Origin of the sequence: Lactobacillus johnsonii ATCC 33200, from assembly GCF_000159355.1 — a bacterium.
GTDB classification, from domain to species: domain Bacteria; phylum Bacillota; class Bacilli; order Lactobacillales; family Lactobacillaceae; genus Lactobacillus; species Lactobacillus johnsonii.
The window spans coordinates 31,682-57,793 of record NZ_GG670121.1 but is presented as its reverse complement, the minus strand read 5'-3'; the positions used below and the strand labels follow the sequence as shown (position 1 = coordinate 57,793).

The window sequence follows — 26,112 nt, the reverse complement described above, 5'->3', positions numbered from 1 at the left end:
GGTTTTTATTATTCAAATTCATCTAGTGCTTCTAAAGCATTTTCCCAGTCAGTATTTGCTTGATCTAGTTGCTCTTGAACAGCAGATAATTTTTCTTGAAGAGGTCCAAGCTTTTCAAAAGAAGCAGCAATATCTGGATTAGCCATTTCAGTTTGAATCTCTTGTTCTTCATTTTCTAATTTTTCAATTCTAGCTTCTGCATCACTAACAGCGCGTTCTAACTTACGTTTTTGTGAATCACGAGCCTTTTGCTCTTGATAGGAAAGTTTACCCTTATTTTGATTAGCACTAGTAGTACTTTCAGTTTGTTCAGCTTCTGCTTCTTGAACTGCAGCAGCTTGTTTAGCTTTTTCATCTAAGTAGTAAGAATAATTACCATTATAGATCTTAGCGTGACCATCACGAACTGAAATAATCTTATTAGCTAACTCGTTAATAAAGTAACGGTCGTGAGAAACAAAAAGAAGAGTGCCGTCATAAGTATTTAAGGCTTGTTCAAGCACTTCTTTTGCTTCAATATCTAAGTGGTTAGTTGGCTCGTCCATTAGCAAGAAGTTGTCTTTTTCAAGAGACAAAACAGTTAAAGTTAAACGAGCTTTTTGTCCACCAGATAATTGACCAACAGTCTTATCAATATCTTCAGCAGTAAATAAGAAGGAAGCTAAGATTGAGCGAACGTCTTTTTCTGGCATCGTCTTGTGACGATCCCAAATGGTATCAAGAACAGTCTTTGAAGGATCAAGACTTTGAAGTTCTTGGTCGTAATAACCAATGTCTAAACTAGCACCATACTTAATTGAACCATCTTTAGGTTCAATTTTTTTCATAATTGTTTTAAGTAGGGTAGACTTACCAATTCCGTTTGGTCCGATAATTGCAACACGGTCATTTTTATTAACTTGAAAGTCAATGTCAGAAACCATTGTTTTGTCTGGATAACCGATAGTTAAGTCTTTGGCAATTAAGACTTCTTTTCCTGAAGGACGGTCACTAGTAAAGTTAATACGAACTTTTTGCTTGTGCTTAGGTGGCTTAATTCGCTCCATCTTGTCTAAAGCCTTACGTCTACTCTGAGCACGTTTAGTAGTCGAAGCACGAACTAAGTTCTTTTGGATGAACTCTTCTTCTTTTTTGATCTTTTCTTGTTGCTTCTCATAGGCAGCTTCTTGCTGGTTATTCATCAATTCACGTTCTTTAACGTATTGACTATAGTTACCTTTAAAGGTAGTTAGTTTTCCAAAGTTTAATTCAAAGATTTGGTTAGCTAAGTGATCTAAGAAGTACTGGTCGTGAGAAACAGTGATAATTGCGCCTTGGTAGTTCTTCAAAAATGCTTCTAACCAATCTAAAGTATCTAAGTCAAGATAGTTAGTAGGTTCGTCTAGCAAGAGAACTGGTGGCTTTTGCAACAGTAATTTCACAAAAGCAAGGCGCGTTTTTTCACCACCGGAAAGAGTTCCGATAACTTTCTGCCAGGTATTTTCTTTAAAATTAAAACCGTTAAGAATGCTCTTAATTTCAGCTTGATAAGTAAAGCCGCCTTCTTGTTCAAAGTCGTATGCAAGCTGGTCATAGCGCTTGAGCAGGTCTTCATCTTCAGGATGTTCAGCAATTTGTTCCTGCATTTTAGTGATGCGCTTATTCTTTTCAATTAAATTATCAAAGACAGTAAGCATTTCATCCCAGATAGTCTTATCTTCATCTAGGGCATTTTCCTGGGCGATATAACCGACTTTTAATCCCTTATTAATGGTAAATTGACCACTAGTAGGTTCTTGCTGGCCAGTCATAATCTTTAATAAGGTAGTTTTTCCGGCTCCGTTAGGACCAACCAGACCGATTCTGGCATTATCAGGAACAGAAAAAGAAATGTTACTGAAAATAGTATTGCCTCCGAAACGTTGTTCGAGGTCTTGAGCTTGTGCAATAATCATAGTTTGTTCTCCTAGAACTTATTTTAACATAGCAAATGTTTTAAATTTTATGAAAATATTATCTTTGTGAAAATTGTTTCTTGATTTATCCTTGAAGAATGCCTATTATTAGTTTGATTAGTAAATATTTCACATTTTATTTTATGAAAGAAAGAGGCCTCTCATGGATGAAATTAAGATTCCTAAGGCTACCGCTAGACGTTTGCCACTTTATTACCGCTATTTGATATTTTTGAATGATGAAGGAAAAGAAAAAGTATCTTCAACTGAACTTGCTGAAGCTGTTCAGGTAGATAGTGCTTCAATTCGTCGAGACTTTTCTTATTTTGGTGCTTTAGGTAAGCGTGGATACGGTTATGACGTTAAGAACTTACTTAATTTCTTTAAAAAGATTTTAAATCAAGATACTTTAACCAATGTTGCCTTAGTTGGTGTTGGTAACATGGGTCATGCGCTTTTAAATTATAACTTTAAGCGTACTAATAATATCAGAATTAGTGCCGCTTTTGACATTAATCCTGAAATTACTGGCACAATTATGTCAGGTGTGCCTGTTTATGACATGAGTGAGATGAAGAAGCAATTGCGTGAACAACAGATTACCATTGCTATTCTCTGTGTTCCCCAAACGGCAGCCCAAAAGACAGCGAATGAAATGTTTGACGCTGGAATTAAGGGAATTATGAACTTCACGCCGCTTCGTTTATCTGCTCCATCTAGTGTTCGGGTTCAAAATGTTGACTTAGCAACTGAACTGCAAACTTTAATTTACTTTTTGGATTCAGATAAAGATAAGAACAAAAATAATTTACTATAATATAGTCCTTTTGCACAAGTTTAGGTAGGCTTGTGTATTTTTTATGCGCTTTTATTTGTAATTAAAGAGAAAATAATTTTAAGATAGATGAGATAGACAAAGTAATGAGATAGAAATCAGGTAGATAAAATGATTAAAAAACTTGCAGTATACTGTGGTGCCAGGGCTGGAAATCGTCCTGAATACACCAAGGCTGCCTATAATTTTGGTAAGAAAATGGCCGACCACCAAATTGAATTAGTCTATGGTGGCGGAAAGTTCGGCTTAATGCGGGCAGTTGCAGACGGTGTTTTAGAAAATGGTGGTATCGTCCACGGCATTATTACTGAAGAATTAAAGAATCGCGGAGCTGCTTACGACGAAGTACAGGATTTTCGTGTAGTACCTAATATGGATAAGCGAAAAGATACCATGATGAATCTATCAGATGGAATGGTAGCTTTACCTGGAAGTATTGGAACTTTAGAAGAAATAAGTCAGGCTATTTCTTGGACCGCAATTGGTGACAATGCTAAGCCAGTAGCTTTTTATAATTATGAAGGTTTCTATGATTATTTAGATAAGCTCCTTAAGCGAATGAATCAAGATGATTTTTTGGAGAATATCTATTTAGATGCAATTTATTTTGGAACCGATTTTGATAAAATTCTGCAATTTATGGAAGACTATCAAGCACCTGCTTATCGGAAGTATTAATAAAAGACTGACTAAGGTAGAGAAAAAGTATGAAATTAAAGCTATCGCAGCAGCTCAAGTGGAAGATATTATTGAAAAAGATGCACCAGATTGTATCTTAATTGGACCATAAATTAAGTATATGGAAGACCATCTTAAGGCGGATGCAAATAAGCATAATATTCCCTTAGAAACTATTGGGGGCAAGACTATGGCACAATGAATGGTAAAAATGTAATTGCCCAAGCCGAGCGATTACTAGGATAAAGCTTAAAAGAAGTATGAAACAAGATCACCCTCTTGATTCATACTTCTTTTTTTGACCACTTAGAACTATAAAATGACCGCTTAGTTAATTTCACTAGATTTTAATCTTACATTCATGTTTAATATAATTATCGAAAATGAAACAAGGAAGTGAGAATTGTGAAAGTTAAGCTTGAACTTGATCCAGATCAGAAGGAAACAGAAATAACCATTCATGCTGGTCAGTTAACGCCTGAAATAGAAAGAATTTATCAACAGCTTCAAATGGATTCCGATCATCCTGACCAAATTGAAGGAATGATGGACAACACTTCCTACTATTTAAGTATTAATGATATTTTGTTTTTTGAAACAGATGCTAAGCAAGTAATGGCGCACACGACTAGGAATGCATATTTTGTTAAATATAAATTATATGAATTAGAAAACTTATTAGGTGGACAGTTCATGCGAATATCAAAATCGACAATTTTAAATTTAGATCAGATTTATGCTATTACTAAATCGATCTCTAATTGTCAGATTAAATTTCATGATTCATATAAGACAGTCTATGTTTCTAGACGATATTATCGAGATTTAAATGATAGATTAAAAGAGAGAAGGGCATTATCATGAGAAAAGCCAGTTTTGGAAGGGTTCTTTGGGGCTTAGGCCTGCTTGCAGCAGCAGCATTTTTAGTTTTAGATCAGTTGCATTTAATTCCAGTAGAATTAGGGTTCTGGACAATTTTTTGGACCGTAGTATTTGCGGCAACATTAATTACTTCCTTAATTAATAGAAGTTTAGGTGGAACAATTTTTTCAATTGCATTTTTATTAATTATCTATGCAAAGCCTCTTCATATTGAAAGTATTGTTCCTTGGACAGTGCTTTTAGCAGCATTTTTGGTTTGGGGAGGTTTAAGATTAATCTTCAAAAAAAGTTGGAAGCCAACTGTAATTATTAATGGTGAAAAAGTCAGTACTAATTGGTCTGACTTAAAGGCACCTCATAAATTTAAGGCTGAACATGTATTTTCTGATACAACAAGTTCAGATAATGGTGACAATATTGTAATTAGCGAAAAAATGTCGTCTACTTCACGTTATGTTCATTCACAGCATTTAGAGACAGTAACGATAAATGTTTCAATGGGAGACGTTAATGTCTACCTTGATTCAGCAAAACCAGCTGGGGATGAAGTGATTGCTAATGTAAATATGTCAATGGGAGATTTAACGTTCTACATTCCAACCTCTTGGCGGGTGGATAATCAATTAAATCAAGGATTCAATGATATTACTATTGATGGTGATCAACCAGCAGAGGGTCCAACCTTAGTGCTTCAAGGCCGCGCCAATATGGGAGATATTACTGTTAAAAGAGTTTAATATATTATTGTTTCAATTTGAATAAAAAAGAAGTAAACTAGTTATAGCATAAAAAAGAGAGCTACTCCTAATAGCTCTCTTGAAGCACAAGCCGCTAAAATGCGGTGGCAAGATTAATAACAAACTAAAAGTCGCTATCAACTCCGCCAAAAGTTATCAAGCGGCTTTTAATCTGCTCTATTTTTTCTTCCACAAATCGTGGAGAGTCTCTATTAGTTGTTTTACAGCTTCCGCTAACTTGTTTGTATCGTTGGTTAGTTTGATAAAAGCTACCACTACACAATCCAAGAAACCAATAAAGGCAAGGACAGCACCAAAAAAGGCTGTCATAAAGCAAAGTGTACCTCCCTTCAGTAAGACTCTGAACAACAGTTATTACACCATTGGCATCATCCTCTCAAACGAAAGTACCACCGCATATTTAACTTTTTGTGTTTGTTTAATTTTATCAAAAAATTACCAAAATTAATCTACATTTATCAGTAAATTAGCACCTTTTTAGCACTCTGATGATAATCTGAACAATATAATTTTAGATATAGCTAAAGTAGTTTAGAAAGCTAGTAATATAAGCTTTTTGTCTCTTAGTGATTTTCAAAAATTAAGTTGAATTAAACTAAAAAGGAGCAATATTAGGAACAATATTTTATTTTGCGTAAATGTGCTATTCAAAGGGTTTTAGCATGATATAATTGACTTACCTTGTTTAAGAAAATCTTTTTTTATTTATTACCCTAACGACCTTAGCAGGTCGTTTTTATTTTGCTTTAAGTTCTTTGCATCACTAAAAATAAAAAGCTTTTAATAGCCTGTATAATATGCCTAATATTTAAAATTTACGTGTTGAAATCAGTTTTTTAGTTGATTTAGTATAATTACACTAAGATAAATAAAATTATCTTAAACAGGAAAAATTTTAATAATTTTAAATGTATCGTTGTTTAGGTGGTCAAAGTGGATAATTACAAGCTAGGATATTACTTTTTAAATTATTGCTTACAGCATTATTTAAATTTTTCAGGAACTAAGGCAATAGAATTAAAAAATAAAGATTATAAGCCCTTTGATAGTAATGGAATTGATAAAAGAGTAGATTATGCAAGTACAGTGATAAAAATTGTTATTAAGACAATTCATACTTTACCAACGCCGTATAAAAGCATTCTCTTATTTGAATATGCCGAGCAGGTACGCTTAAAAGATTTACCTGAAATAATAGGCAAGTCTAGAAGTAGGATGTATGACTACAGGAAAAAAGCTATTACTTTATTTGCTGATATCTTTTTACCTGAATTTAGAAAGATTAAGCGTGATTTTTAATTAAGGGGGATGCAGAATGAAAGACCAAGTAGCAAACAACACACGAAAGTTTTTTAAGAATAAAGTCCCTGAACTATTGGCGTATGCTGGCTATAGTGAAAGTGTATTGATATCTAGTCATGATTTAAGCGCCCCTAAAGTGAGCAGTAGCAATAAAAACAGTGCTGAAAGTCTTATATTTAGGGTTGATATGTCTCTGCAGTATGTTCAGGCTATTAAATTAGCTTTAAACACGATGCCACCGCTATATAAACAAGTAATAGAATTGACGTACTTTAAACATTTAAAAATGTTTCAAATAGCACAACAAATTGGATATGCTGAACGCACAATAGCTAACTCAAAAAATAAAATGCTGAAAGAGTTTGCTATTAGGTTCTTTGCAATGCAAGCACGATTAGGCATTGAAGATAAAGATATTATTGACCTCACAAAAATTAAAGAAGTAGCATAAAAAAGCCGTCCAAGTAGTACTTAACAACTACCTGAACGGCTTTTTGTTTGAATTAGTCAAAATCTAATCACATTGAAATAAATCAATAATTTAAGTCTGCAGTTTTCCGCCTGCAAAATTATTTTATCATAATGAATTTAATACTAATCAATTTACTTAACTTTTTTGCTAAATATTTCAATGCTAAGCTATTTTTATTTGATTAACGTGTAATCATACTAAAGCATAATTAAAGCTCTTAGAAGTTAAATTAGAGCATAAAAGGGATGCTGGCTTAATTTAGATAGATAAATAGAGTTAGATGTATTGGTTTAGTGCTAAATCATCCCTATAAACCAAAATAAGCCCTATAAACAATAAAGACCGTCTAAAGTGGTATCTAGTAGTTATTGCATCCCTGAACCACCTTAAACGGTCTTATTTGTTAGAACTAATTAAATTTGAAAATGAGTAAAACTTTGGTCTAAGCTTTACGTTTAAATTTTATCATGTTGAATAGTAATTCGATAAGTTAGTTTTTTGCTGTTTATTTCTCAATAGAGTTTTAATAAATAATTTTAATAATTAATTTTTATAAATAATTTTTATCTGCTTGCGCTTTTAGCAATACCCACTTGCTAAATCGTCAATACCCACTTGCGCTTTTAGCAATACCCACTTGCTAAATTATCAAGGCTGTTAATAACTTTTTAACGATATAAATTTAATTTAGACGGTATAAAAATACCGTCATAGATCATGACGGTACAACAATATATTAAATATTTAATTGACCTTTTAACCATAAGGAAACCCCGTGCGTACTTAAAAAATTATCACGGTGCATTTTTAAGTATTGTATTAATTCTTTTTGTGAATGGTATTCTTTTATTTTTTGCTGAATAGCTTTTTTTATTTCTGTTGTTGGCTTGATTGGTTCAAAATCATGTTCTTCTTTAAACATGCCGTTTATATAATTGATAACTCCATTTATTTCGCTTTGTTCTGTATAGTGGGATGCACGTTTTACTTTCAATATGCGTTTAGTCTTGTTATTGTTTTTGCGCTCTAACCGCACCGTTATATATCCTTTATCTTTTAATTTAGTTATATTTCTTGAAACAGTGTAGACGTTAATTTCAAAAAAACTTGCAAAATATTCATTAGTGGCAAAGCAACCTTTACCATTGTCTAGTGCCTCAATCGACCTTAATATTAATGACTCAATTGGTGTTAAGCCCTTTTTAAATATGCTTTTTGTTAATTGATATTGAAACCAGTTTCTTTTGTTTGTCACATATAACACCACCTCACATTACTTGGAAGATTAATCATTTAAGCATCCCCGTTTTTGCTGGCTCTTTGGTAGTTATATGCTGAATGTTTGGAACTTGTTGTAAAAAGATAGTTATATCTTTATAGGTCTTTTGGTAGGTAATAGGCATAATTTGAAGATGTATCCATTCAAATAATTTTCTAAATGTATCAGCTTGAATGCTGTTATTACCGCTAATAAAGCGCATTAAAGTTCCACGTGAAACATTTGTCATTGCGGATAATTCGGTGTAATTAAGTTTTAATTCTTCTTTTCTTGCTATTAATTTTGTCCTTAATTCTGCCAACGTGATATTGTAAAAATATTCTTCACTCATTGCTTACCTCATTCAAATATTAAAAGTCTTTGATTAACACATTTACGCTTGTTTAAAATCTGCTATAATCAAAAAAGAGAATATAAACCAAAGGTGTTAAACGGCTATTTCTCTAGTCTTTGATTACTGCTATAGTCAAAGACATTTTTTGATTTTTTAATGCTTTAGATTTGTTAGATGCCCCTTAGTGGGCTTTTTTTGTGTTCTTTTTTAGGCTCTTCTTTGCTTTTGAGCCATTCAGTGATGCTTTGCTTGCCATATAACTTATGACCATTAATATTTGCAACTGGCATCCCTAAACTAGCCCAATATCTTATAGTACTTTCGGCAACTCCAAAATATTTTGCGGTCTCTTTACGGTTTAAATAGGGCTTGCCTTGGCTACCTATAGCTTGTTTAACGCTTGTTTTGACTAAATTAATAATACGGTTTGTTAATTCCTTTTCTTGGTCTGCATCTAGCTTAATTTCCATTGTGATTATTCCTTTCTAGTTTCTAATTTTTGCTAAAACCTCTAACCAATGTTTACGACCAACAGGGGATAAGCTCCCATCTTTTAAAGCTGATAAGATAGCCTTTTTAAGTTCGGCTGTATCCATTGCATAACTGCCTTGATTTTCTATCCATGTAAAAGCACTAGGTGGCATTCTACTAAAAACAGCATCTAAATCTTTTTCGCTACTTGTTGTAGAACTAGTTTTATTTAGTTTGGCTTGTCTTTCGTTTACTGTTGGGATTTCTGCAATATATCCATGTTTAATAGCCCACTTAGTGGGATTGCCTTGATAGTCAATCATATTAGCCTCAATAGCTTTCTTGTAAACGTCTTGTTTAGTTACATTCTTATCTATTTCGTGCATGAATTTATACATCTGTTCAACTAAAGGTGGATAAATAATATTCATTGTTTTCACTCTTTCTTTTTAGTTCGTTAAATCTAATAGCCCTTAGTGGGCTTTTTATTTTGCTACTCGTTAACTTGGTTAAATAAAGATTGTTGACCTATTAACGGCTCTTTTTCGTTAAAAGTTTCCATCATTGCCGTTATTGTCTTGCTTAAAGTATCTCGTTGACTTGTCAGCATCCCTATATTTTCAAAAAATTCCTCGGTGGTTTTGATTTTGTAATAGCCGTTAATAGATGAACGACTTGAACCAACTAGACGGCCTTTTAGCCTTAGCTTTCTAACGGTGCTAGTAATATTGCGTCTTGTTGTGTCGTTAGCTAATGCTAAATCCTGTTGACTAATAGGGTGTTCTTTACCTGCAGGGATGCACTCAAAAACTTGTTTTTCAAACTTAGTTAATTGCTTATTCATTGTCTAAACCATCCTCAAAACTATTTTTACGCACAAATACAACTTCATCGTTATCGTTTTGCCCGTCCTTATCGTATCTATCGAACCAATCTGCTAAATCTGCTAATGCTAACGCAGTAGATGCAACTTCACGCCAGATAGTAGAAATAGGGTAATTAGTACCATCAATGTTGTAATTACCTTCATTTTCAGCAAACATAGTAGACCGCTTTAAAAATTTTATTTTGTTGGTATATTCATTTTCTTGTTGAAATTGTTTTCTGTGTACCTCATTCTTTAAACTCCAATCTATCTAAACAATGCTAGGAAGATACCTAGTGTTCTGGTAAAGCTTACGATTGCCACAATGGACGATAAGGCAAGGATGCCAAACAGCAATAAATTAAATATTTCGTTGCTTGCTCCATCTGGTAAGTAAAGCCAGTTCTTAAAGGCTCTATACAGTCGTTTCATGTTGTGCCGTCCTTTTGTGCTTACTCATAAACTCATCAATATCGCTTTTACTTATCTTCTTAGATTTACCTACTTCAATAACTGGTAAACCTGCATCAATGTAACTTCTTAAAGTAATCGGGGACTTCATCCCCAAATACTTCATTGCCTCTTTGAACGTTAAATATTCAATAGCCACTTTCTAACCTCTTTTCTATAAAAATACGTTTTGTATCTTTTAACAAAGCAAATATTAAATTATACATTTTGTATTGTCAAGACAATATGTATTAAATAATAATATTTTGTGTTAATATTCTTTAATAAAGGGGGCGAGAAAATGAACAGATTAAGAGAATTGCGCAAAGAAAAAAAGCTAACTCTTAAAGAAGTTAGCTCTCAATTAGAACAAAATAATTTAAAAATTTCTCCTGATGCCTTAGCAAAATATGAACGGGGCGACCGTGAACCAAAATTGGAGACTTGGCAAAAGCTAGCCGACTTTTTCGGGGTTTCTGTGCCATACTTGCAAGGAATGAACGGTTTTTCAAAAAAAGAGATACTAAAGATATTAAATAATGCTTATTTATCCAATGATGAACTAGGTAAAGAAATAGAAATTTATTTAAAGTCACAAAACAAAGAATTACCTCTAACCAAATTTAAAAAAGAAAAACTAGAAGAATATCCACTTGAAGTTGTTGATTATTGGCAAAAGAATTTTAATTTTATATTCAGTGAAAGCGAACTAGTTAAAATCTTAATAGCTAAAAATATATTTTATGCTGGTGGAGCTAGTGAAGAACTAAAACAGAATTTGAAGTTAGTAATAAAAAAGCATCGTTTAGATGTTACTAGCACGCCAATTAGCAAAATGATAGATAAAAATTTAATTAAATTAAATATCAACGATGCCTTATTAGAATATTCAAGAATAGCTGATAAAAAAGATTTGAAATTATTTATTGAGATTATTCAAGGTAATTTAGAAAAAATAAAAAAAGAACTTAAATATCTACCTGAAAACCCACAACCAACAGGAATTTATAAAGAATACAACGAAATTTTAAAGGAGTTACTAAACGATAATGATATAAATAAAAACCTGAAAAGTTTTATAAATAAGTATTCTAAAACTGAACATTAACTCGTATCCCTTAAACTTTCTTTTTTAGGGTGTCATGATGTCCGCAACTGCGGTTACGCTTGTTAACAACTGCAGTTATAACTGCAAATGTTCAATATTAAAGATAAACGAATAATTAATAGATTACCTTGAACGAAGTAACTTATAAGTTACCTCGTTGTTGTTAACAAGTTGCTTTGAATTAAAAATATTGGCATCCCTCAAAGTGATGTAATTAATTGATGTTATCAAAAGTTATCATTTTACCGATAATTTCAACGGCTCTTAGTGTCTATAGATTGCTACTTGCTGATTGCACATAAAATAAAGCGAGTTGCACCTTTGAACCTGACAAAACCTGACTTTTTTTGCTGAATTATTAGTATTTGAACCTGAAAAAACCTGAACGATGTTAGCAAAAGCTAGCATTTAGTAATTTTAACCAATCCAAAAATGGATGCGTCATTAACTAAAATTATTTCTGATAATCCGATATTAAATACAAAAGAAAAGGACTTATAACAACCGTACACTCTGCACGCTTGTTTTTTATCTAGTCTGCGGTACTAGTTTGGTAGTGCAGGTCTGAACGTTTTGTTCATCCCTGAAACTTTTCTTTTTAGGGTGTCATGATGTCCGTAGCTGTAACTACGCTTATTAAATTTTACAGGTGTAATCATAATTACGGCTGTACCTACGTACTTTTACATACGCTGGTAGAGAATACTTAAAAATACAAGCTAGCAACGAGTAGCTACAAATACGCCTTGAAATGTAAATGTTGACTGATACAGATAAATAAAAAACATCCCTCAAAGGGATGTAGTTAATTGATGTTAGCAAAAGCTAGCATTATACCCCGACTTTAACGGCTCTTGTTGCCTATATCTTGCTACTTACTGACTGCAACTAAACTAAAAAGTGTGCATCTCAGAACCTGACAAAACTTGACAATTTTCTTGTTAAAAGCATGTTTCAAATATTAGTAACTGCTATTGCTAATGTTTGTGTTAAAAGCCTTTGATTAGCACATTTACGCTTGTAGCAAAAAATAAGGGTGGTAAACATGAAAAGAAACAAGGATATAAGCGAATACAAAACACCTAGCGGTCAAGTTCGTTATAAGTTTAAGATTTATGTAGGCAAGGACGAAGAAACAGGCAATAGCATACAAGCACGAAAGCAAGGCTTTAAAAGCTATGATGATGCCCTAAAGTCTTACTTTGAAATTAAAGACAAAATAGCAAAGGGAACTTATACAGGTAAAGAAAACAAGAAACATAAATTTAAAAAGATTTATGAGATGTGGCTTGCTAATTATGAGTTAACGGTAAAGCCTACTACTTTGCTGAATACTAAAGCATGTTTTAAAAATCATATTTTGCCTGTATTGGGCGAGTTATATGTAGAAAAGATAAGTACATTTAGATGCCAGAAAGCTCTTAACAAGTGGTTTAGTGACTTGCCAAAAATGTATAGGAAAGTCTATAGCTTGTCTTCTAAAGTTTTGGATTATGCCGTTAATAATGACTTGATTGTTAAAAATCCAATGAAAAGGGTAATTAAACCCAAAATGCAAAAAGATAAGCGGGAGTTTACTAATTTTTACTCAAAAGAAGAGTTAAATAAATATTTAGACGCTTGCAAGCAGAAGAAAAATCCTAGAGTGTATTTATTCTTTAGACTTTTGGCTTATACAGGGATGCGAAAAGGCGAGGCGCTAGCATTAAAGTGGAGTGATATAGATTTTGAAAATGAAACAATAAGGATTAATAAAACTTTATCTTTAGGAACGCATAACTCTTTAGTGATTGGTACGCCTAAAACAAAAGCAAGTAATCGAACTATACAAGTAGATGAACAGACTATTTATTACTTGCAAGAATGGAGAAAGAGGCAACGTAAAGAGTTGTTTAAGGTGGGGTTTAATGCTCTAACAGACGACCAGTTACTTTTTAGCAACGGCAATAATCAGTTAATAAGACCGTGGTTAGTTCAATATTGGAATAAAACAATAGCAAAAGACGCACGACTTAAACATATTACTGTACACGGCTTTCGCCACACTCACGCCTCTTTATTATTCGAGGCTGGAACACCAATGCAGGACGTAAAAGAACGTTTAGGGCATTCAGATATCACAACAACAATGAACGTATATACTCACGTCACTAAATCCGAAAAGAAGAAAACTGCTGAAAAGTTTGCTAGATTTATGGAGGGTTAGGGACTACTAAGAACAAAATTAGGAGCAATATTATTTTTTTATTGTTTGAAAGTAGTCTAAAGCGTTGATATATCAATAATCAGAAAAAAATTAGCACTCTGATGATAAAAGTGCTAATTTTTGTGTCTAAATACTTGCTTTTCTTTTATAAACAATGTACTATCGTAATTGTAAGTTAGCACTTATAATATATGAGTGCTAAGTAATATAATTATAGATTTAAATTATGTACAGGAGGGACTAACGTGTTACAACCAATCGGTGATCGCGTGATCGTTAAAGTAAAAGACGAAGAAGAAGAAAAAGTTGGAGGCATTGTCCTGGCTTCTAACGCTAAAGAAAAGCCTCAAATGGGCGAAATTATTGCCGTAGGAAATGGTAAGCGCAACGCAAATGGCGACTTAATTCCTATGTCAGTTGCAAAAGGTGAAACTGTATTCTTTGATAAATACTCTGGCACTAACTTGAAGTACGAAGGCGAAAAGTACTTAGTTCTTCGTGAAAGCGACTTATTAGCTGTCGTTAAGTAATAAAATTTGAAATAAAAGGTGGCATATAATATGGCTAAAGAGATTAAATTTTCTGAAAATGCAAGACACTCATTATTAAAAGGTGTTGATAAATTAGCAGATACTGTTAAGACAACTTTAGGACCTAAGGGTAGAAATGTTGTTTTGGAAAAGAGTTATGGTGCTCCTGACATTACTAACGATGGTGTTACTATCGCCAAGAGTATTGAATTAGAAAACCATTTTGAAAACATGGGTGCAAAGCTTGTTTCTGAAGCTGCACAAAAGACTAACGACATTGCTGGTGACGGTACTACTACTGCTACTGTTTTAACTCAAGCAATAGTTCGTGAAGGTATGAAGAACGTTACTGCTGGTGCAAACCCTGTTGGTATTCGTCGCGGTATTGAAATTGCTACTAAGGCAGCTGTTGACGAATTACACAAGATTAGCCACAAGGTAAGTACTAAGGACGAAATTGCTCAAGTTGCTTCTGTTTCATCAGCTTCAACTGAAGTTGGTAACTTAATCGCTGACGCAATGGAAAAAGTTGGTCACGATGGTGTTATTACTATTGAAGAATCAAAAGGTATTGATACTGAACTTTCAGTAGTTGAAGGTATGCAATTCGATCGTGGTTACTTATCACAATACATGGTAACTGACAACGACAAGATGGAAGCAGACTTAGACAACCCTTACATTTTGATTACTGACAAGAAGATTTCTAACATTCAAGATATCTTGCCATTATTACAAGAAATCGTTCAACAAGGTAAGAGCTTATTAATCATTGCTGATGATGTTGATGGTGAAGCTCTTCCAACTCTTGTTTTGAACAAGATCCGTGGTACTTTCAACGTTGTTGCTGTTAAGGCTCCTGGCTTTGGTGACCGTCGTAAGGCAATGCTTGAAGATATCGCTATCTTAACTGGTGGTACTGTAATTTCTTCAGACTTAGGTCTTGAATTAAAGGACACTAAGATTGATCAATTAGGTAAGGCTGGCAAGGTTACTGTAACCAAGGATTCAACTACTATTGTTGAAGGTGCTGGTTCTAAGGAAGCTATTGCAGAACGTGTAGATCAAATTAAGAAGCAAATTGCTGACACTACTTCAGACTTTGACCGTGAAAAATTACAAGAACGTCTTGCTAAACTTGCTGGTGGTGTTGCTGTTATCAAGGTTGGTGCTGCTACTGAAACTGAATTAAAGGAAAGAAAGTACAGAATCGAAGATGCTTTGAACGCAACCCGTGCCGCTGTTGAAGAAGGTTACGTTGCTGGTGGTGGTACTGCATTAGTTGATGTTATGAAGTCCATCCAAGATACTGTTAAGGGTGACAGCGAAGACGCAGAAACTGGTGTTAAGATTGTTATGAAAGCTTTAGGCGCTCCTGTACGTCAAATTGCTGAAAACGCTGGTAAAGATGGTGCTGTTATCTTAGACCACTTAGAACATGAAGACCCAGAAGTTGGTTACAATGCTGCAACTAACAAGTGGGAAAACATGGTTAAGGCTGGTATTATCGACCCAACTAAGGTAACTCGTTCAGCACTTCAAAATGCTGCTTCAATTGCTGCCTTGTTATTAACTACTGAAGCTGTTGTTGCTGACGCTCCAGAAGATGACAAGAACCAAGCTCCTGCAGCTCCAAACCCAGGTATGGGTATGGGAATGTAATTTAGAAACTAATTACATTTACTAATTTAATAGATTGATAAAACACTCCATGATTTTTGATGATCATGGAGTGTTTTTGTGTAGTAGAGTATAATATCTTAATAAAAAATTAAACTGTAATTTTTTGTTAAGAAAGAAGATGACAGTGATGACCATTGGCGAAGCTTTAAAAGAAACTAGAAAAAATCTAGGATTATCTCAAACCGAGATGGCATATCCTATTCTAACGAAATCTTATTATTCTAAAATTGAACGAGGAATCCACGAGATTAATGCCAGTGATTTAATTAAGATTTTAGAAATGCATGATGTTGATATTAGTGAATTTCTAGTAAAATGCGGGGTTAAGGATAATAGAATTGATAAAGATCAATGGATGTCTAAATTACGCCAAGCATATTATGGCCAAGATTTAGAACAAGTAAAAAGCTTAAAAGGTAAAATAGTAGAAGTTAAAGGGAGCGAATCTTTGCAAAAAATTTTAGAGGCCAATGCTATTTTGGCTGAGTTCATTATAAGTAGAAAAATTGATCAGATTCCAAATAAAAAAAGAGATCAAATAAAAGCTTTAATACTTGAAGGTGAGTGGAATGAAGATAAATTAAGACTGTTCTCATTAAGCCTATCCTTTTGGACAGATGGAGAAATGAAAACATTGCTATCTTCATTTATCAAAAAATATAATAATATTGAGAACTTTCCTCGTTCAACTCAAGTTTTGGTTTCTTCTATTATGGTCAATTATTTATCTCACATGATCAGGTCTTCCTATCAAAATGTAGAATTTATAGGTGAGATATTTAATTTGTTAGACCGCTTACCTATTGAACCTGCTAATTGTTTTAATAAAATCATGAAGAATTTTTATCAAGCATATTTAGAGCAAGATAAGAGAAAGATACAAGATATATTATCTTTTTTGAGTAATAACGATATGAACAAAATTGCTGAAGTTTTAAAAGTGTCAATTTAGACACTTTTTTCTTTTGTGTATTAATGTGAATATAATTATAAATATAAAAAAACAAATTAAATTAAAGATAAAAAATATGAGGTGATAGTCATGTATCCATTGTTTCCCTTTTGAGAATTAGCTTTTATGATAATATTTGTGGAGGTATATCAACATGAGTTTATTATTAAAATATAAAGATAAAACAGAGTTTAATACACATGATCAACATAAAAAATTAGGTCATCAAAGCTCAAATGTATCATATGTAGTAACTTTTGTATCAAATAATAATGGTAAGGAAGCAATTTTTACGGATTTAAGCGGAGTGGTGCATAAACTTAGATCGGGAATGGCAATCTCAGAAGGAGGATTGTTAGAGACTAATAATCAAAGACTTGAAATTAGAGCTTCATCTGGTATTACATTTAGATTAGACAAAAATAGTGAATTTAGTATTGAACGAACGATTGCAGGAGTAGTACCAGTTTATTATGGCAAAGTATATATCTTTGGAACTTCAAATAATGAGTTTGTAGATGGTGGTAAATATCGTACTAGTTGTTATAACGACATTAAGCCAGGTATTAATTTATTGATTATGAATGTTTCTGACGATGTAGATGCATACTATGGACTAGATGAAGAAACCGTAATTTATGAATATGATGAATCTGGTAAAAAATTTCCATTGTTTATTTCCGGTGAACTTATAGTAACAGAACTGAAGAAAGATAAAAATACACCTATGAGAAATAGGTATAGTGTAATTAAACAAAGAGAAATGACAAATTTGGAAATTAATAAAATATATAGTTATTTTGTTAATCCAGTAAATTGGCGGTAGGCTTTGGCACTTGACAATTGGAGGAAAAGTAAATGAAGCACGTTAAAAAATTAAATCAGTACTTCAACGAATTAGCTAGAACCTATCATTTGTTCTTTAAATCAGCACCTCTAATTGCGACTTGCGTTTTATTATTAGCACCCTTGCAAGCGGTAGTTCCGTTAATTGCCGTGGCAGCCGGACAAAAGGTAATTGACCAGGTTACTAATCATTCTCCCTTTATGGAAATGATCATTGTATGGATTGTAGCGACTGCGTTTCAACAGTTTTTACCATCTTTATCAACAATGGTGCAGGGAATTTTAACTGATAAATTAACAGGTTTTATTAACATTAGTTTGATGAAGAAATCTGAAGATTTACAGTCAATTAGGATTTTTGACGACAGTAAATACTTTGATGATTTACAAATGCTTCGAGATGATGCAAGCTGGCGTCCAGTTAATTTAATTGTTTTTGGAGTATCAGTTTTGCAGTCGTTTTTAACGTTAGCTTTTATGTTAGTGTATTTGGCTCGTTATAATTGGTGGCTGGCGCTCTTATTATTAGTTGTAATGGTGCCGCAGAGTATTTCTTATTACCGTATTCAGCAGCAATCATTTGAGACAATGGTTGAAAGAAGCAAGAATGCGAGATACTTACATTACTATAGTAGTTTGTTGTTAGACCGCAGGGATGCTAAAGAAGTTCGACTTTTCAATATGTTTCCTAAAATTATTAAAAAGTATACGACCTTATTTGAACAGACTAAAAGGGATGTAAATCAAATTCGTAAAAAGCAACTTGCTGTTAGTTCAGCATTTGTTCTTCTAACTGTTGGAGTGTTTGGTTACGGTTTTTATTGGTTTACTAACTCGGTAAGAACAGGTGCTCTAGAAGTTGGCGTTTTGTTAATGTTTGTTTCTGTAATTGGTTATATTTCCACAAGTATGGCACGAGTAGTGGAAGATAGCAGTCTGCTCTATGATTCTTTACTGTGGATTGAAAAGTACTTTAATTTTCTTGAATATCACGATAATTTTGAAAATGGAAAGCAAGAATTTCCTGATGAGTTTAAGAAGATTGAAGTTAAGGATCTTTCATTTACATACCCATTTTCTGATGATGAAGTTTTACACAATGTTAGTTTTTCAGTAAAAAATGGTGAAAAGATCGCAATTGTTGGTGAAAATGGATCAGGAAAATCTACTTTAGTAAAGTTGTTAATGCGATTTTATGACCCGACTACTGGAGCTATTTCAATTGATGATGATAATTTAAAAGATTTTAATATTTTTGACCTACATAAAAATTTATCAGCTACTTTCCAAGATTTTTCTCATTTTAAGTTAACGCTTAAAGAAAATGTGATTACGGGATATTCATTTAATGAAGAGCGAGTAAATAATGTTTTAAAAGCAGCAGGCCTAGAGAATTTGCTGGCTAATGATCATCTGCAACTAAGCATGATTCTTGCTAAAGATTTTGAAAATGGAACTGACTTATCTGGTGGTCAATGGCAGAAGATTGCTTTAGCACGAGACTTATATGCAAATGGTAAGATTGAATTTTTAGATGAACCGACAGCAGCGTTAGATGCTAAGAGTGAAGCAGAAATTTATGAGCGCTTTTTAAGAGAAAACAACCAAAAGACGATCTTCTTTGTTACGCACAGACTATCTGCAGTTAAGTTTGCTGATAAAGTACTCTTTCTTGATAGTGGAAAAGTTAGTGGCTTTGATACTCATGCTAATTTATTGAATAAAAATGCAAAATATCAAGAAATGTATAACTTACAGAAAAATGCATATATTTAATGTTAGAAAAATTCTTCATGCAATTAGGCATGGAGAATTTTTTTGCGCCACAAGAGTTAACATTTTTAAGTGATTTTTACGTTATAATAGAACATAGGTTTTTGGAAGAAAGGATATTTGGTAACGAATGGCAAAAAAAGATACGACACCAATGATGAAGCAATATTACGAAATTAAGGAACAATATCCCGATGCGTTTTTGTTTTATCGTGTTGGTGATTTCTATGAATTATTTGAAGATGATGCAATCAAAGGTGCACAAATTCTAGAATTAACCTTAACTCATCGTTCAAATAAAACTAAAAATCCAATTCCAATGGCAGGCGTGCCTCATTTAGCTGTGGATACTTACGTTAATACTTTAGTAGAAAAAGGCTATAAAGTAGCGCTTTGTGAACAACTTGAAGATCCGAAAAAAGCTAAAGGGATGGTTAAACGCGGAATTATTCAATTAATTACGCCAGGTACCATGATGCAAGAGCGGCCAGATCAAGCAAAAGACAGCAACTATTTAACTTCTGTTATTTCTACAAATTCTGGCTTCGGTTTAGCCTACAGTGACTTATCCACTGGGGAAACTTTTTCTACTCATCTAACTGACTTTGAAGGAGTAGCAAACGAATTATTATCCCTTCAAACACGAGAAGTTGTGTATAACGGCCGCTTAACTGACTTAAATAAGGATTTTTTGAAGAAGGCTAATATTACTGTTTCTGAGCCTGTTGAAGTTGAAGGTGAACATGCAGAAATCTCTTACGTAGCTCAAAACTTAACTAATGATGCAGAAATTAAAGCTACTAAGCAACTAGTCGCATATCTTCTTTCAACCCAAAAGCGTAGCTTAGCACACTTACAAGTGGCTCAAAGCTATGAACCAACGCAATACTTGCAAATGTCTCACACGGTTCAAACTAATTTAGAGTTAATTAAGTCAGCTAAAACCTCTAAGAAGATGGGTTCTTTATTTTGGCTTTTAGATAAGACTAGTACTGCCATGGGTGGACGGTTATTAAAATCTTGGATTGAACGACCACTTCTTTCAGTTACAGAAATTACGCGTCGTCAAGAAATGGTTCAAGCCCTTCTTGATGATTACTTTACCCGTGAAAAAGTTATCGACAGCTTAAAAGGTGTGTATGACTTAGAACGATTAACTGGTCGAATTGCCTTTGGTTCAGTTAATGCACGTGAAATGCTTCAATTAGCGCATTCTTTAGGTGCAATTCCTGAAATTTTGAATGCACTGCTTGAAACAAGTAATCCACATCTGCAAAACTATGCTAAACAAATTGACCCACTAAAAGGGATTCATGACCTAATCGTCAACACCATTGTGGATAATCCACCACTTCCAACTACAGAAGGTGGATTAATTAGAGAGGGCGTTTCAGAACAATTAGACCGCTACCGCGATGCCATGAATAATGGTAAGAAGTGGCTATCTGAAATGGAGAGTCATGAACGTGAAGTAACTGGAATCAATAATCTAAAAGTTGGTTATAACAAGGTCTTTGGCTACTATATTGAAGTTACAAATTCGAATAAGAGTAAGGTGCCAACTGATCGCTACACTAGAAAGCAGACTCTAACCAATGCAGAACGTTACATTACGCCTGATTTAAAGGAACATGAAGCTTTAATTTTAGAAGCTGAGGCAAAATCAACTGGTCTAGAATATGATTTATTTGTAAAGCTGAGAGAAGATGTTAAAAAATACATCCCTGCCTTGCAAAAACTAGCTAAACAAATTGCAAGTCTAGATGTTTTAACTAATTTTGCGACAGTCAGTGAACAAAATAATTATGTTCGCCCTAACTTTGCGACTGATAAGCAAGAAATTAATGTAGTTAATGGACGCCACCCAGTTGTTGAACAAGTTATGACTGCAGGTAGCTACATTCCAAATGACGTGAAGATGGATCAAGATACTAATATTTTCTTGATTACGGGACCAAATATGTCTGGTAAATCAACCTATATGCGTCAGATGGCTTTAATAGCAATCATGGCGCAGATTGGTTCTTTTGTTCCAGCCGATAGTGCAACCTTACCAATTTTTGACCAAATTTTTACTCGAATTGGTGCAGCAGATGATTTGATTTCTGGCCAGAGTACTTTTATGGTAGAAATGAGCGAAGCAAACGACGCTTTGCAACATGCAACTAAGCGGTCGCTAGTTTTGTTTGATGAAATTGGCCGAGGTACAGCTACTTATGACGGAATGGCACTTGCTGGTGCAATTGTTAAATACCTTCATGATAAGGTTGGCGCAAAGGCCTTGTTTGCTACACACTACCATGAATTAACTGATTTAGATCAAACGCTCAAGCATTTGAAGAATATTCATGTAGGAGCAACAGAAGAAAATGGAAAGTTAATTTTCTTACACAAGATTCTTCCAGGACCTGCCGATCAATCTTATGGTATTCATGTTGCGCAATTAGCAGGTTTACCACACAAGGTTTTGCGTGAAGCAACAACAATGCTTAAGCGGTTAGAAAAGCAAGGCGCTAGTGAATTGCAACCAGCTAGTGAACAACTTGATCTCTTTGTTCCTGAAGAAACGAGTGTGCCAGCAATTTCAGATGATGAAAAAGATGTATTAGATGAGATTCAAAATGTGTATCTTGCTGACAAGACACCTCTCCAAGTTATGGAATTAGTGGCTCAGTGGCAGCAGGAATTGAAAGATAAGGACTGAGAATCATGAGTAAAATTCATGAACTGTCACCTGAACTAACTAATCAGATTGCAGCTGGTGAAGTTATTGAAAGACCGGCGAGTGTTGTAAAAGAACTATGTGAAAATTCTCTTGATGCAGGAAGCAAGCGAATCAGAATTGACTTTATTGACGCTGGTTTAAAGCAAATTACAGTTCAAGATAATGGTAGCGGAATTGCTAAAGATCAAATTGATTTAGCCTTTACTCGTCACGCAACTAGTAAGATTGCGACTGAACGAGACCTATTTAATATTTCTACTTTAGGATTTCGCGGAGAAGCTTTGGCTTCAATTGCAGCTGTTTCTCATGTAGAAGTAACGACAAATAATGATAATTTAGGTGGCGTACGGGCAATTTTTTCAGGTAGTGAAAAGAAGCTTCAAGAAGATGCAGCTTCGCCTAAAGGAACCAAAATTACAGTTAGCGACTTATTTTTTAATACGCCAGCTCGTTTAAAATATTTGCGCTCTGAAAGAACTGAAATTTTAAAGATTGTTGATATTGTTAACCGTTTAGCTTTAGGACATCCAGATGTTTCGTTTACGTTAACCAATAATGGAAAAATCTTGTTAAAGACTAATGGACGTGATGATTTAAGGCAAGATATAGCTAATATTTATGGTCGGCAGCTTGCTGAAAAAATGGACATCCTTAAGGGAAAGAGCCCAGACTTTGAGATTAGCGGCCTAATTTCTGACCCTAATACTACTCGTTCAAATCGTAACTTTATTTCCTTATTATTAAATGGACGCTATATCAAAAACTACCGGTTAACCCAAGCAATTATGGCTGGCTATGGCAATAAATTAAGACCGCGTCGTTATCCGATTGCAGTAGTAAAGATTGAACTTGATCCACTTCTAGTTGATGTCAATGTTCATCCAACTAAGCAAGAAGTGCGTTTGTCAAAGGAACAAGAGTTAGAGCGTCTGTTAACTACTAGTATTTCTGAAGCTTTAGAACAAAATAATCAGATTGATTCAGGGTTAAATAATTTATTAGCGCCTAAAAAATCAACTAATATTGATCAATTGAAATTCAACTTAAATAAAGATGTAGTTAATACTGCTCGTCCTGTTGAATTTACTCCGCGAGTTGAACCTGACCAAAGTGCCGAAGTGCATGAAACTGCTGCTGATTTTGTTAGCTTAGACCAGGTGCGTAATGATGATAAATATGTGATTACGTCAACGTGGGATGACAACGTAGATCAACAAATACAATTGAGTCCTTTTGATGAAGAAAAAGATATTCAAGGAAAAGATGATAGTATTATCCTATCTGGAGATGAAATTTTAGCTAATAATCTACCTGAATTGACCTATATGGGACAAACTAAGTCTTATTTGATTGCTCACCATGAGGAAGATCTGTATTTAATTGATCAGGTTAACGCATATCGTCGTTTGGCTTATGATCAAATTCTTCAAGATTTAAATAGTGAAAATATTTCTCAGCAAGGTCTTCTTAGTCCCTTAATTTTGGACTTTAGCAATGTTGATTATTTGAAATTAAAAGAAAATCTAGAAAATCTTCAAGAATTTGGCTTATTTTTAGAAGATTTTGGTCAAAATAGCCTGATCTTGAGAACATATCCTATGTGGCTTCAGCCAGATGTGGAAAAAAATGTCCGGATGATTTTGGACTTATATTTAAATCAAACTGAGCATGATATTTCTAAGCTTAAAGCGCAAATTGCTGGCGAAATAACTATGCGTCAAAGTGCTAGAAGAAGAATGCTCAATCCAGTTGAAGCACAAGAGTTGTTAAAAGAATTAAGAAATAGCAGTGATCCTTATCAAGATTTTGAAGGAAAAATAATTATTATCCAGTTAAGCAAAAATGATCTTAACAAGATGTTTAAAAAAGATGAGTAGGTAAAATGTTTGAATATCTCAAGGGAATAGTAACAAAAATTTATCCAGCTTATATCGTTCTAGATGTAAACGGAGTTGGCTATAAGATTCTTTGTCCCACTCCTTATAGTTATGATGAAAATCAACCGGCAACAATTTACGTTGAGCAAGTTGTAAGAGATACCGGAATTACTTTATATGGTTTTTTGTCTTTAGAAGATAAAGAATTATTTTTAAAATTATTAAGCGTTTCAGGAATTGGACCTAAGTCTGCTGTGGCAATTATGGCTGCTGAAGATACTGATTCTTTGGCTAGTGCAATTCAAAATGGTGAAGTAAAATACCTGACTCGTTTCCCAGGAGTAGGAAAAAAGACTGCTTCCCAGATTGTCTTAGACTTGAAGGGAAAACTAGGCGACTATGTAAAAAAATCAGCAGCTGCTGCCGATCTTACTCCAAGTCTGCAAGATGCTTTACTTGCCTTAGTAGCACTTGGTTATACCCAAAAAGAAGTTGATCGAATTACGCCAAAATTAGCAAAATTACCTGAAAATACTGCTGATGGTTACGTTAAGGAAGCATTAGCTTTACTACTTAAGAAATAAAAGTTAGAAATTAATTGATGATAGGGAAGTGAAAGATGTGAACGAGGAAGAACGAATTATAGGAGCAGAAAGCAGTGAAGAAGATGAAACAATCGAATTATCGCTGCGTCCGCAACTACTTGCTCAATATATTGGACAAGATAAAGTTAAGAGCGAGATGAAAATCTACATTAAGGCAGCAAAACAACGTGATGAAGCTTTAGATCATGTTCTTTTGTATGGACCTCCTGGATTAGGTAAGACTACTTTGGCCTTTGTAATTGCTAATGAAATGGGGGTTCATTTAAAGAGTACATCCGGACCAGCAATTGAAAAGGCTGGAGACTTAGTAGCGCTGCTTTCAGAATTGAATCCTGGGGATGTCTTATTCATTGATGAGATCCACCGTTTAGCAAAACCCGTGGAAGAAGTTCTCTATTCCGCAATGGAAGATTTTTATATCGACATTGTTGTTGGAGAAGGTCAAACAACACATGCAGTACATGTACCGCTACCTCCTTTTACTTTAATCGGGGCAACCACTAGAGCCGGTCAATTGTCTGCACCGCTAAGAGATCGTTTTGGAATTATTGAACACATGCAGTATTATTCTGTTGAAGATTTAGAAAAAATAATTCAAAGATCTAGTGTAGTCTTTAATACAAAGATTGATCCTGAAGCAGCAATTGAACTAGCACGTCGCTCTCGTGGAACGCCTCGTGTTGCTAACCGCCTGCTTAAACGTGTTCGTGATTTTGCTGAAGTAAAGGGTGAAGAAGCTATTTCTTTAGTAACAACTAAGCATTCACTTCATTTGTTAGAAGTTGACGATGAAGGACTAGATCAGACAGACCGGAAACTTTTAAGAATGATGATTGAAAACTATGGCGGCGGTCCAGTTGGAATTAAGACAATTGCAGCTAATGTAGGGGAAGATACAGATACAATTGAAGAAGTATATGAACCGTACTTACTGCAAAAAGGTTTTATTACTCGAACTCCTCGAGGCAGAAGCGTTACACAAAAAGCTTATCTACAATTAGGTTATCCGCCAAAAGATGAAAAGTAAGTTTTTAGTTAAGCTAAAAATACGGTATAATTATTATTTGAAAGTTAATTAATAAAAACAATGAGGTGTAATACTTTGAATACATTTTTCTTAGCACAAAGTGCTGCTGGTATGAATAATATTTTTATGATCATTGCAATGATTGCAATTTTTGTTTTCTTCTATTTCTCAATGATCAAGCCACAAAAAAAGCAACAACAAGAACGTATGAAGATGATGTCTGAACTTAAGAAGGGCGACCAAGTAATTATGGTTGATGGTCTTCATGGTAAAGTTGATTCAATTAATGATAGTGATAAGACTGTCGTTATTGATGCAGACGGAATCTTTTTAACATTTGAAAGAATGGCTATTCGTCGTGTTCTTCCAACTGCTGCAGCTCCTACACAAGACCTTAAGTCTAATGAAGCTAAAGAAGAAAAAGTTGAAACTAAAGAAAAGACTGTTGAAAAAGACAGTAAGCCAGAAGAAAAAGCTACTGATACAACTGAAAACACTAATTCAGAAGATAAATAAAAAA

Annotated in this window: 27 protein-coding genes; 18 read left to right on the top strand and 9 right to left on the bottom strand. The window is 33.9% G+C overall.

Translation table 11 applies throughout. From position 1 onward, the window contains the following. Positions 1 to 8: 8 nt before the first annotated feature. Positions 9 to 1,934, bottom strand: a complete 1,926-nt coding sequence (locus HMPREF0528_RS05300) for an ABC-F family ATP-binding cassette domain-containing protein (protein ID WP_004895705.1) — start codon at positions 1,932 to 1,934, stop codon at positions 9 to 11. Between the two features lie 163 nt (positions 1,935 to 2,097). Between HMPREF0528_RS05300 and HMPREF0528_RS05295 the strand changes: the two genes are divergently transcribed. The 4 genes from HMPREF0528_RS05295 (at position 2,098) to HMPREF0528_RS05280 (ending at position 5,066) form a co-directional block, all read left to right on the top strand. Then, positions 2,098 to 2,751, top strand: a complete 654-nt coding sequence (locus HMPREF0528_RS05295; protein WP_004895703.1) for a redox-sensing transcriptional repressor Rex — start codon at positions 2,098 to 2,100, stop codon at positions 2,749 to 2,751. A gap of 129 nt (positions 2,752 to 2,880) precedes the next feature. After that, the gene (locus tag HMPREF0528_RS05290; RefSeq protein WP_004895702.1) at positions 2,881 to 3,447 is read left to right on the top strand and encodes an LOG family protein; all 567 of its coding nucleotides are present in this window, start codon (positions 2,881 to 2,883) and stop codon (positions 3,445 to 3,447) included. A 405-nt stretch (positions 3,448 to 3,852) separates the two neighbouring features. Next, entirely contained in the window at positions 3,853 to 4,311 is a 459-nt protein-coding gene (locus HMPREF0528_RS05285; RefSeq protein WP_004895701.1) for a LytTR family DNA-binding domain-containing protein, read from the top strand. Continuing rightward, complete coding sequence (locus tag HMPREF0528_RS05280; protein ID WP_004895700.1) at positions 4,308 to 5,066, top strand: LiaF transmembrane domain-containing protein; 759 nt, start codon at positions 4,308 to 4,310, stop codon at positions 5,064 to 5,066. Before HMPREF0528_RS05285 ends, HMPREF0528_RS05280 begins: the two co-directional genes overlap by 4 nt. 177 nt (positions 5,067 to 5,243) lie before the next feature. Here HMPREF0528_RS05280 and HMPREF0528_RS09245 read toward each other — a convergent pair whose 3' ends face one another. Next, on the bottom strand, positions 5,244 to 5,396 hold the full coding sequence (locus tag HMPREF0528_RS09245) for a hypothetical protein (protein WP_004895699.1): 153 nt from the start codon (positions 5,394 to 5,396) through the stop codon (positions 5,244 to 5,246). 624 nt (positions 5,397 to 6,020) lie between these two features. Here HMPREF0528_RS09245 and HMPREF0528_RS05275 point away from each other — a divergent pair. Continuing rightward, positions 6,021 to 6,386 carry a hypothetical protein gene (locus HMPREF0528_RS05275; RefSeq protein ID WP_034525261.1) on the top strand — a complete coding sequence of 122 codons (366 nt, stop codon included), beginning with the start codon at positions 6,021 to 6,023 and terminating at the stop codon, positions 6,384 to 6,386. Positions 6,387 to 6,402: 16 nt separating this feature from the next. Beyond that, entirely contained in the window at positions 6,403 to 6,840 is a 438-nt protein-coding gene (locus tag HMPREF0528_RS05270) for a sigma factor-like helix-turn-helix DNA-binding protein (protein ID WP_004895697.1), read from the top strand. Positions 6,841 to 7,597: 757 nt separating this feature from the next. On the opposite strand, the gene HMPREF0528_RS05265 is transcribed toward HMPREF0528_RS05270, so the two are convergent. From HMPREF0528_RS05265 to HMPREF0528_RS05235, 7 genes are all read right to left on the bottom strand, one after another. Continuing rightward, positions 7,598 to 8,116, bottom strand: coding sequence for a helix-turn-helix domain-containing protein (locus HMPREF0528_RS05265; RefSeq protein ID WP_004895696.1), 519 nt, complete (start codon positions 8,114 to 8,116; stop codon positions 7,598 to 7,600). Between the two features lie 34 nt (positions 8,117 to 8,150). After that, positions 8,151 to 8,471, bottom strand: a complete 321-nt coding sequence (locus HMPREF0528_RS05260) for a helix-turn-helix domain-containing protein (protein WP_004895695.1) — start codon at positions 8,469 to 8,471, stop codon at positions 8,151 to 8,153. A gap of 173 nt (positions 8,472 to 8,644) precedes the next feature. Next, positions 8,645 to 8,944: a helix-turn-helix domain-containing protein gene (locus tag HMPREF0528_RS05255; RefSeq protein ID WP_004895694.1), complete on the bottom strand. Its 300-nt coding sequence runs from the start codon at positions 8,942 to 8,944 to the stop codon at positions 8,645 to 8,647. A gap of 15 nt (positions 8,945 to 8,959) precedes the next feature. Further along, positions 8,960 to 9,376, bottom strand: coding sequence for a hypothetical protein (locus tag HMPREF0528_RS08890; protein ID WP_004895693.1), 417 nt, complete (start codon positions 9,374 to 9,376; stop codon positions 8,960 to 8,962). A gap of 62 nt (positions 9,377 to 9,438) precedes the next feature. Beyond that, a complete protein-coding gene (locus HMPREF0528_RS05245; protein WP_004895692.1) occupies positions 9,439 to 9,789 on the bottom strand; it encodes a hypothetical protein in 351 nt (116 codons plus the stop codon). Next, positions 9,782 to 9,988 carry a hypothetical protein gene (locus HMPREF0528_RS05240; protein ID WP_004895691.1) on the bottom strand — a complete coding sequence of 69 codons (207 nt, stop codon included), beginning with the start codon at positions 9,986 to 9,988 and terminating at the stop codon, positions 9,782 to 9,784. Before HMPREF0528_RS05240 ends, HMPREF0528_RS05245 begins: the two co-directional genes overlap by 8 nt. Positions 9,989 to 10,225: 237 nt before the next feature. Continuing rightward, positions 10,226 to 10,420 carry a helix-turn-helix domain-containing protein gene (locus HMPREF0528_RS05235; protein WP_004895690.1) on the bottom strand — a complete coding sequence of 65 codons (195 nt, stop codon included), beginning with the start codon at positions 10,418 to 10,420 and terminating at the stop codon, positions 10,226 to 10,228. A gap of 141 nt (positions 10,421 to 10,561) precedes the next feature. Between HMPREF0528_RS05235 and HMPREF0528_RS08885 the strand changes: the two genes are divergently transcribed. The 12 genes from HMPREF0528_RS08885 (at position 10,562) to yajC (ending at position 26,108) form a co-directional block, all read left to right on the top strand. After that, the gene (locus HMPREF0528_RS08885) at positions 10,562 to 11,368 is read left to right on the top strand and encodes a helix-turn-helix domain-containing protein (RefSeq protein WP_050756190.1); all 807 of its coding nucleotides are present in this window, start codon (positions 10,562 to 10,564) and stop codon (positions 11,366 to 11,368) included. A gap of 1,045 nt (positions 11,369 to 12,413) precedes the next feature. Beyond that, positions 12,414 to 13,574 carry a tyrosine-type recombinase/integrase gene (locus HMPREF0528_RS05225; RefSeq protein ID WP_004895688.1) on the top strand — a complete coding sequence of 387 codons (1,161 nt, stop codon included), beginning with the start codon at positions 12,414 to 12,416 and terminating at the stop codon, positions 13,572 to 13,574. A gap of 245 nt (positions 13,575 to 13,819) precedes the next feature. After that, positions 13,820 to 14,104, top strand: coding sequence for a co-chaperone GroES (groES, locus tag HMPREF0528_RS05220; protein ID WP_003647727.1), 285 nt, complete (start codon positions 13,820 to 13,822; stop codon positions 14,102 to 14,104). Between the two features lie 30 nt (positions 14,105 to 14,134). Beyond that, positions 14,135 to 15,766, top strand: coding sequence for a chaperonin GroEL (gene groL, locus HMPREF0528_RS05215; protein WP_004895687.1), 1,632 nt, complete (start codon positions 14,135 to 14,137; stop codon positions 15,764 to 15,766). Between the two features lie 148 nt (positions 15,767 to 15,914). Continuing rightward, entirely contained in the window at positions 15,915 to 16,739 is an 825-nt protein-coding gene (locus HMPREF0528_RS05210; protein ID WP_034525260.1) for a helix-turn-helix domain-containing protein, read from the top strand. Between the two features lie 154 nt (positions 16,740 to 16,893). Beyond that, positions 16,894 to 17,565 carry a hypothetical protein gene (locus HMPREF0528_RS09565; protein WP_004895685.1) on the top strand — a complete coding sequence of 224 codons (672 nt, stop codon included), beginning with the start codon at positions 16,894 to 16,896 and terminating at the stop codon, positions 17,563 to 17,565. Between the two features lie 32 nt (positions 17,566 to 17,597). Further along, the gene (locus HMPREF0528_RS05200; RefSeq protein WP_004895684.1) at positions 17,598 to 19,361 is read left to right on the top strand and encodes an ABC transporter ATP-binding protein; all 1,764 of its coding nucleotides are present in this window, start codon (positions 17,598 to 17,600) and stop codon (positions 19,359 to 19,361) included. A gap of 127 nt (positions 19,362 to 19,488) precedes the next feature. Continuing rightward, on the top strand, positions 19,489 to 22,062 hold the full coding sequence (gene mutS, locus HMPREF0528_RS05195) for a DNA mismatch repair protein MutS (protein ID WP_004895682.1): 2,574 nt from the start codon (positions 19,489 to 19,491) through the stop codon (positions 22,060 to 22,062). A 5-nt stretch (positions 22,063 to 22,067) separates the two neighbouring features. Next, entirely contained in the window at positions 22,068 to 23,960 is a 1,893-nt protein-coding gene (mutL, locus tag HMPREF0528_RS05190) for a DNA mismatch repair endonuclease MutL (protein WP_004895681.1), read from the top strand. Between the two features lie 5 nt (positions 23,961 to 23,965). After that, positions 23,966 to 24,544, top strand: coding sequence for a Holliday junction branch migration protein RuvA (ruvA, locus tag HMPREF0528_RS05185; RefSeq protein ID WP_004895680.1), 579 nt, complete (start codon positions 23,966 to 23,968; stop codon positions 24,542 to 24,544). 28 nt (positions 24,545 to 24,572) lie between these two features. After that, positions 24,573 to 25,592: a Holliday junction branch migration DNA helicase RuvB gene (gene ruvB, locus HMPREF0528_RS05180; protein WP_004895679.1), complete on the top strand. Its 1,020-nt coding sequence runs from the start codon at positions 24,573 to 24,575 to the stop codon at positions 25,590 to 25,592. Between the two features lie 60 nt (positions 25,593 to 25,652). Next, positions 25,653 to 26,108 carry a preprotein translocase subunit YajC gene (gene yajC, locus HMPREF0528_RS05175; RefSeq protein ID WP_004895678.1) on the top strand — a complete coding sequence of 152 codons (456 nt, stop codon included), beginning with the start codon at positions 25,653 to 25,655 and terminating at the stop codon, positions 26,106 to 26,108. The last annotated feature ends 4 nt before the right edge of the window (positions 26,109 to 26,112 follow it).

Excerpts from the sequence above, each read along its gene's own strand:
- HMPREF0528_RS08885 (WP_050756190.1), top strand. The coding sequence starts at position 10,562 with ATGAACAGATTAAGAGAATTGCGCAAAGAAAAAAAGCTAACTCTTAAA.
- HMPREF0528_RS09245 (WP_004895699.1), bottom strand. The coding sequence starts at position 5,396 with ATGACAGCCTTTTTTGGTGCTGTCCTTGCCTTTATTGGTTTCTTGGAT.
- HMPREF0528_RS05260 (WP_004895695.1), bottom strand. The coding sequence starts at position 8,471 with ATGAGTGAAGAATATTTTTACAATATCACGTTGGCAGAATTAAGGACA.
- yajC (WP_004895678.1), top strand. The coding sequence starts at position 25,653 with ATGAGGTGTAATACTTTGAATACATTTTTCTTAGCACAAAGTGCTGCT.
- HMPREF0528_RS05300 (WP_004895705.1), bottom strand. The coding sequence starts at position 1,934 with ATGATTATTGCACAAGCTCAAGACCTCGAACAACGTTTCGGAGGCAAT.
- HMPREF0528_RS05290 (WP_004895702.1), top strand. The coding sequence starts at position 2,881 with ATGATTAAAAAACTTGCAGTATACTGTGGTGCCAGGGCTGGAAATCGT.
- HMPREF0528_RS09565 (WP_004895685.1), top strand. The coding sequence starts at position 16,894 with ATGAGTTTATTATTAAAATATAAAGATAAAACAGAGTTTAATACACAT.
- HMPREF0528_RS05210 (WP_034525260.1), top strand. The coding sequence starts at position 15,915 with ATGACCATTGGCGAAGCTTTAAAAGAAACTAGAAAAAATCTAGGATTA.
- HMPREF0528_RS05270 (WP_004895697.1), top strand. The coding sequence starts at position 6,403 with ATGAAAGACCAAGTAGCAAACAACACACGAAAGTTTTTTAAGAATAAA.
- HMPREF0528_RS05280 (WP_004895700.1), top strand. The coding sequence starts at position 4,308 with ATGAGAAAAGCCAGTTTTGGAAGGGTTCTTTGGGGCTTAGGCCTGCTT.
- mutL (WP_004895681.1), top strand. The coding sequence starts at position 22,068 with ATGAGTAAAATTCATGAACTGTCACCTGAACTAACTAATCAGATTGCA.
- mutS (WP_004895682.1), top strand. The coding sequence starts at position 19,489 with ATGGCAAAAAAAGATACGACACCAATGATGAAGCAATATTACGAAATT.
- HMPREF0528_RS08890 (WP_004895693.1), bottom strand. The coding sequence starts at position 9,376 with ATGAATATTATTTATCCACCTTTAGTTGAACAGATGTATAAATTCATG.
- HMPREF0528_RS05225 (WP_004895688.1), top strand. The coding sequence starts at position 12,414 with ATGAAAAGAAACAAGGATATAAGCGAATACAAAACACCTAGCGGTCAA.
- HMPREF0528_RS05245 (WP_004895692.1), bottom strand. The coding sequence starts at position 9,789 with ATGAATAAGCAATTAACTAAGTTTGAAAAACAAGTTTTTGAGTGCATC.
- ruvA (WP_004895680.1), top strand. The coding sequence starts at position 23,966 with ATGTTTGAATATCTCAAGGGAATAGTAACAAAAATTTATCCAGCTTAT.
- HMPREF0528_RS05240 (WP_004895691.1), bottom strand. The coding sequence starts at position 9,988 with ATGTTTGCTGAAAATGAAGGTAATTACAACATTGATGGTACTAATTAC.
- HMPREF0528_RS05295 (WP_004895703.1), top strand. The coding sequence starts at position 2,098 with ATGGATGAAATTAAGATTCCTAAGGCTACCGCTAGACGTTTGCCACTT.
- HMPREF0528_RS05200 (WP_004895684.1), top strand. The coding sequence starts at position 17,598 with ATGAAGCACGTTAAAAAATTAAATCAGTACTTCAACGAATTAGCTAGA.
- HMPREF0528_RS05255 (WP_004895694.1), bottom strand. The coding sequence starts at position 8,944 with ATGGAAATTAAGCTAGATGCAGACCAAGAAAAGGAATTAACAAACCGT.
- groL (WP_004895687.1), top strand. The coding sequence starts at position 14,135 with ATGGCTAAAGAGATTAAATTTTCTGAAAATGCAAGACACTCATTATTA.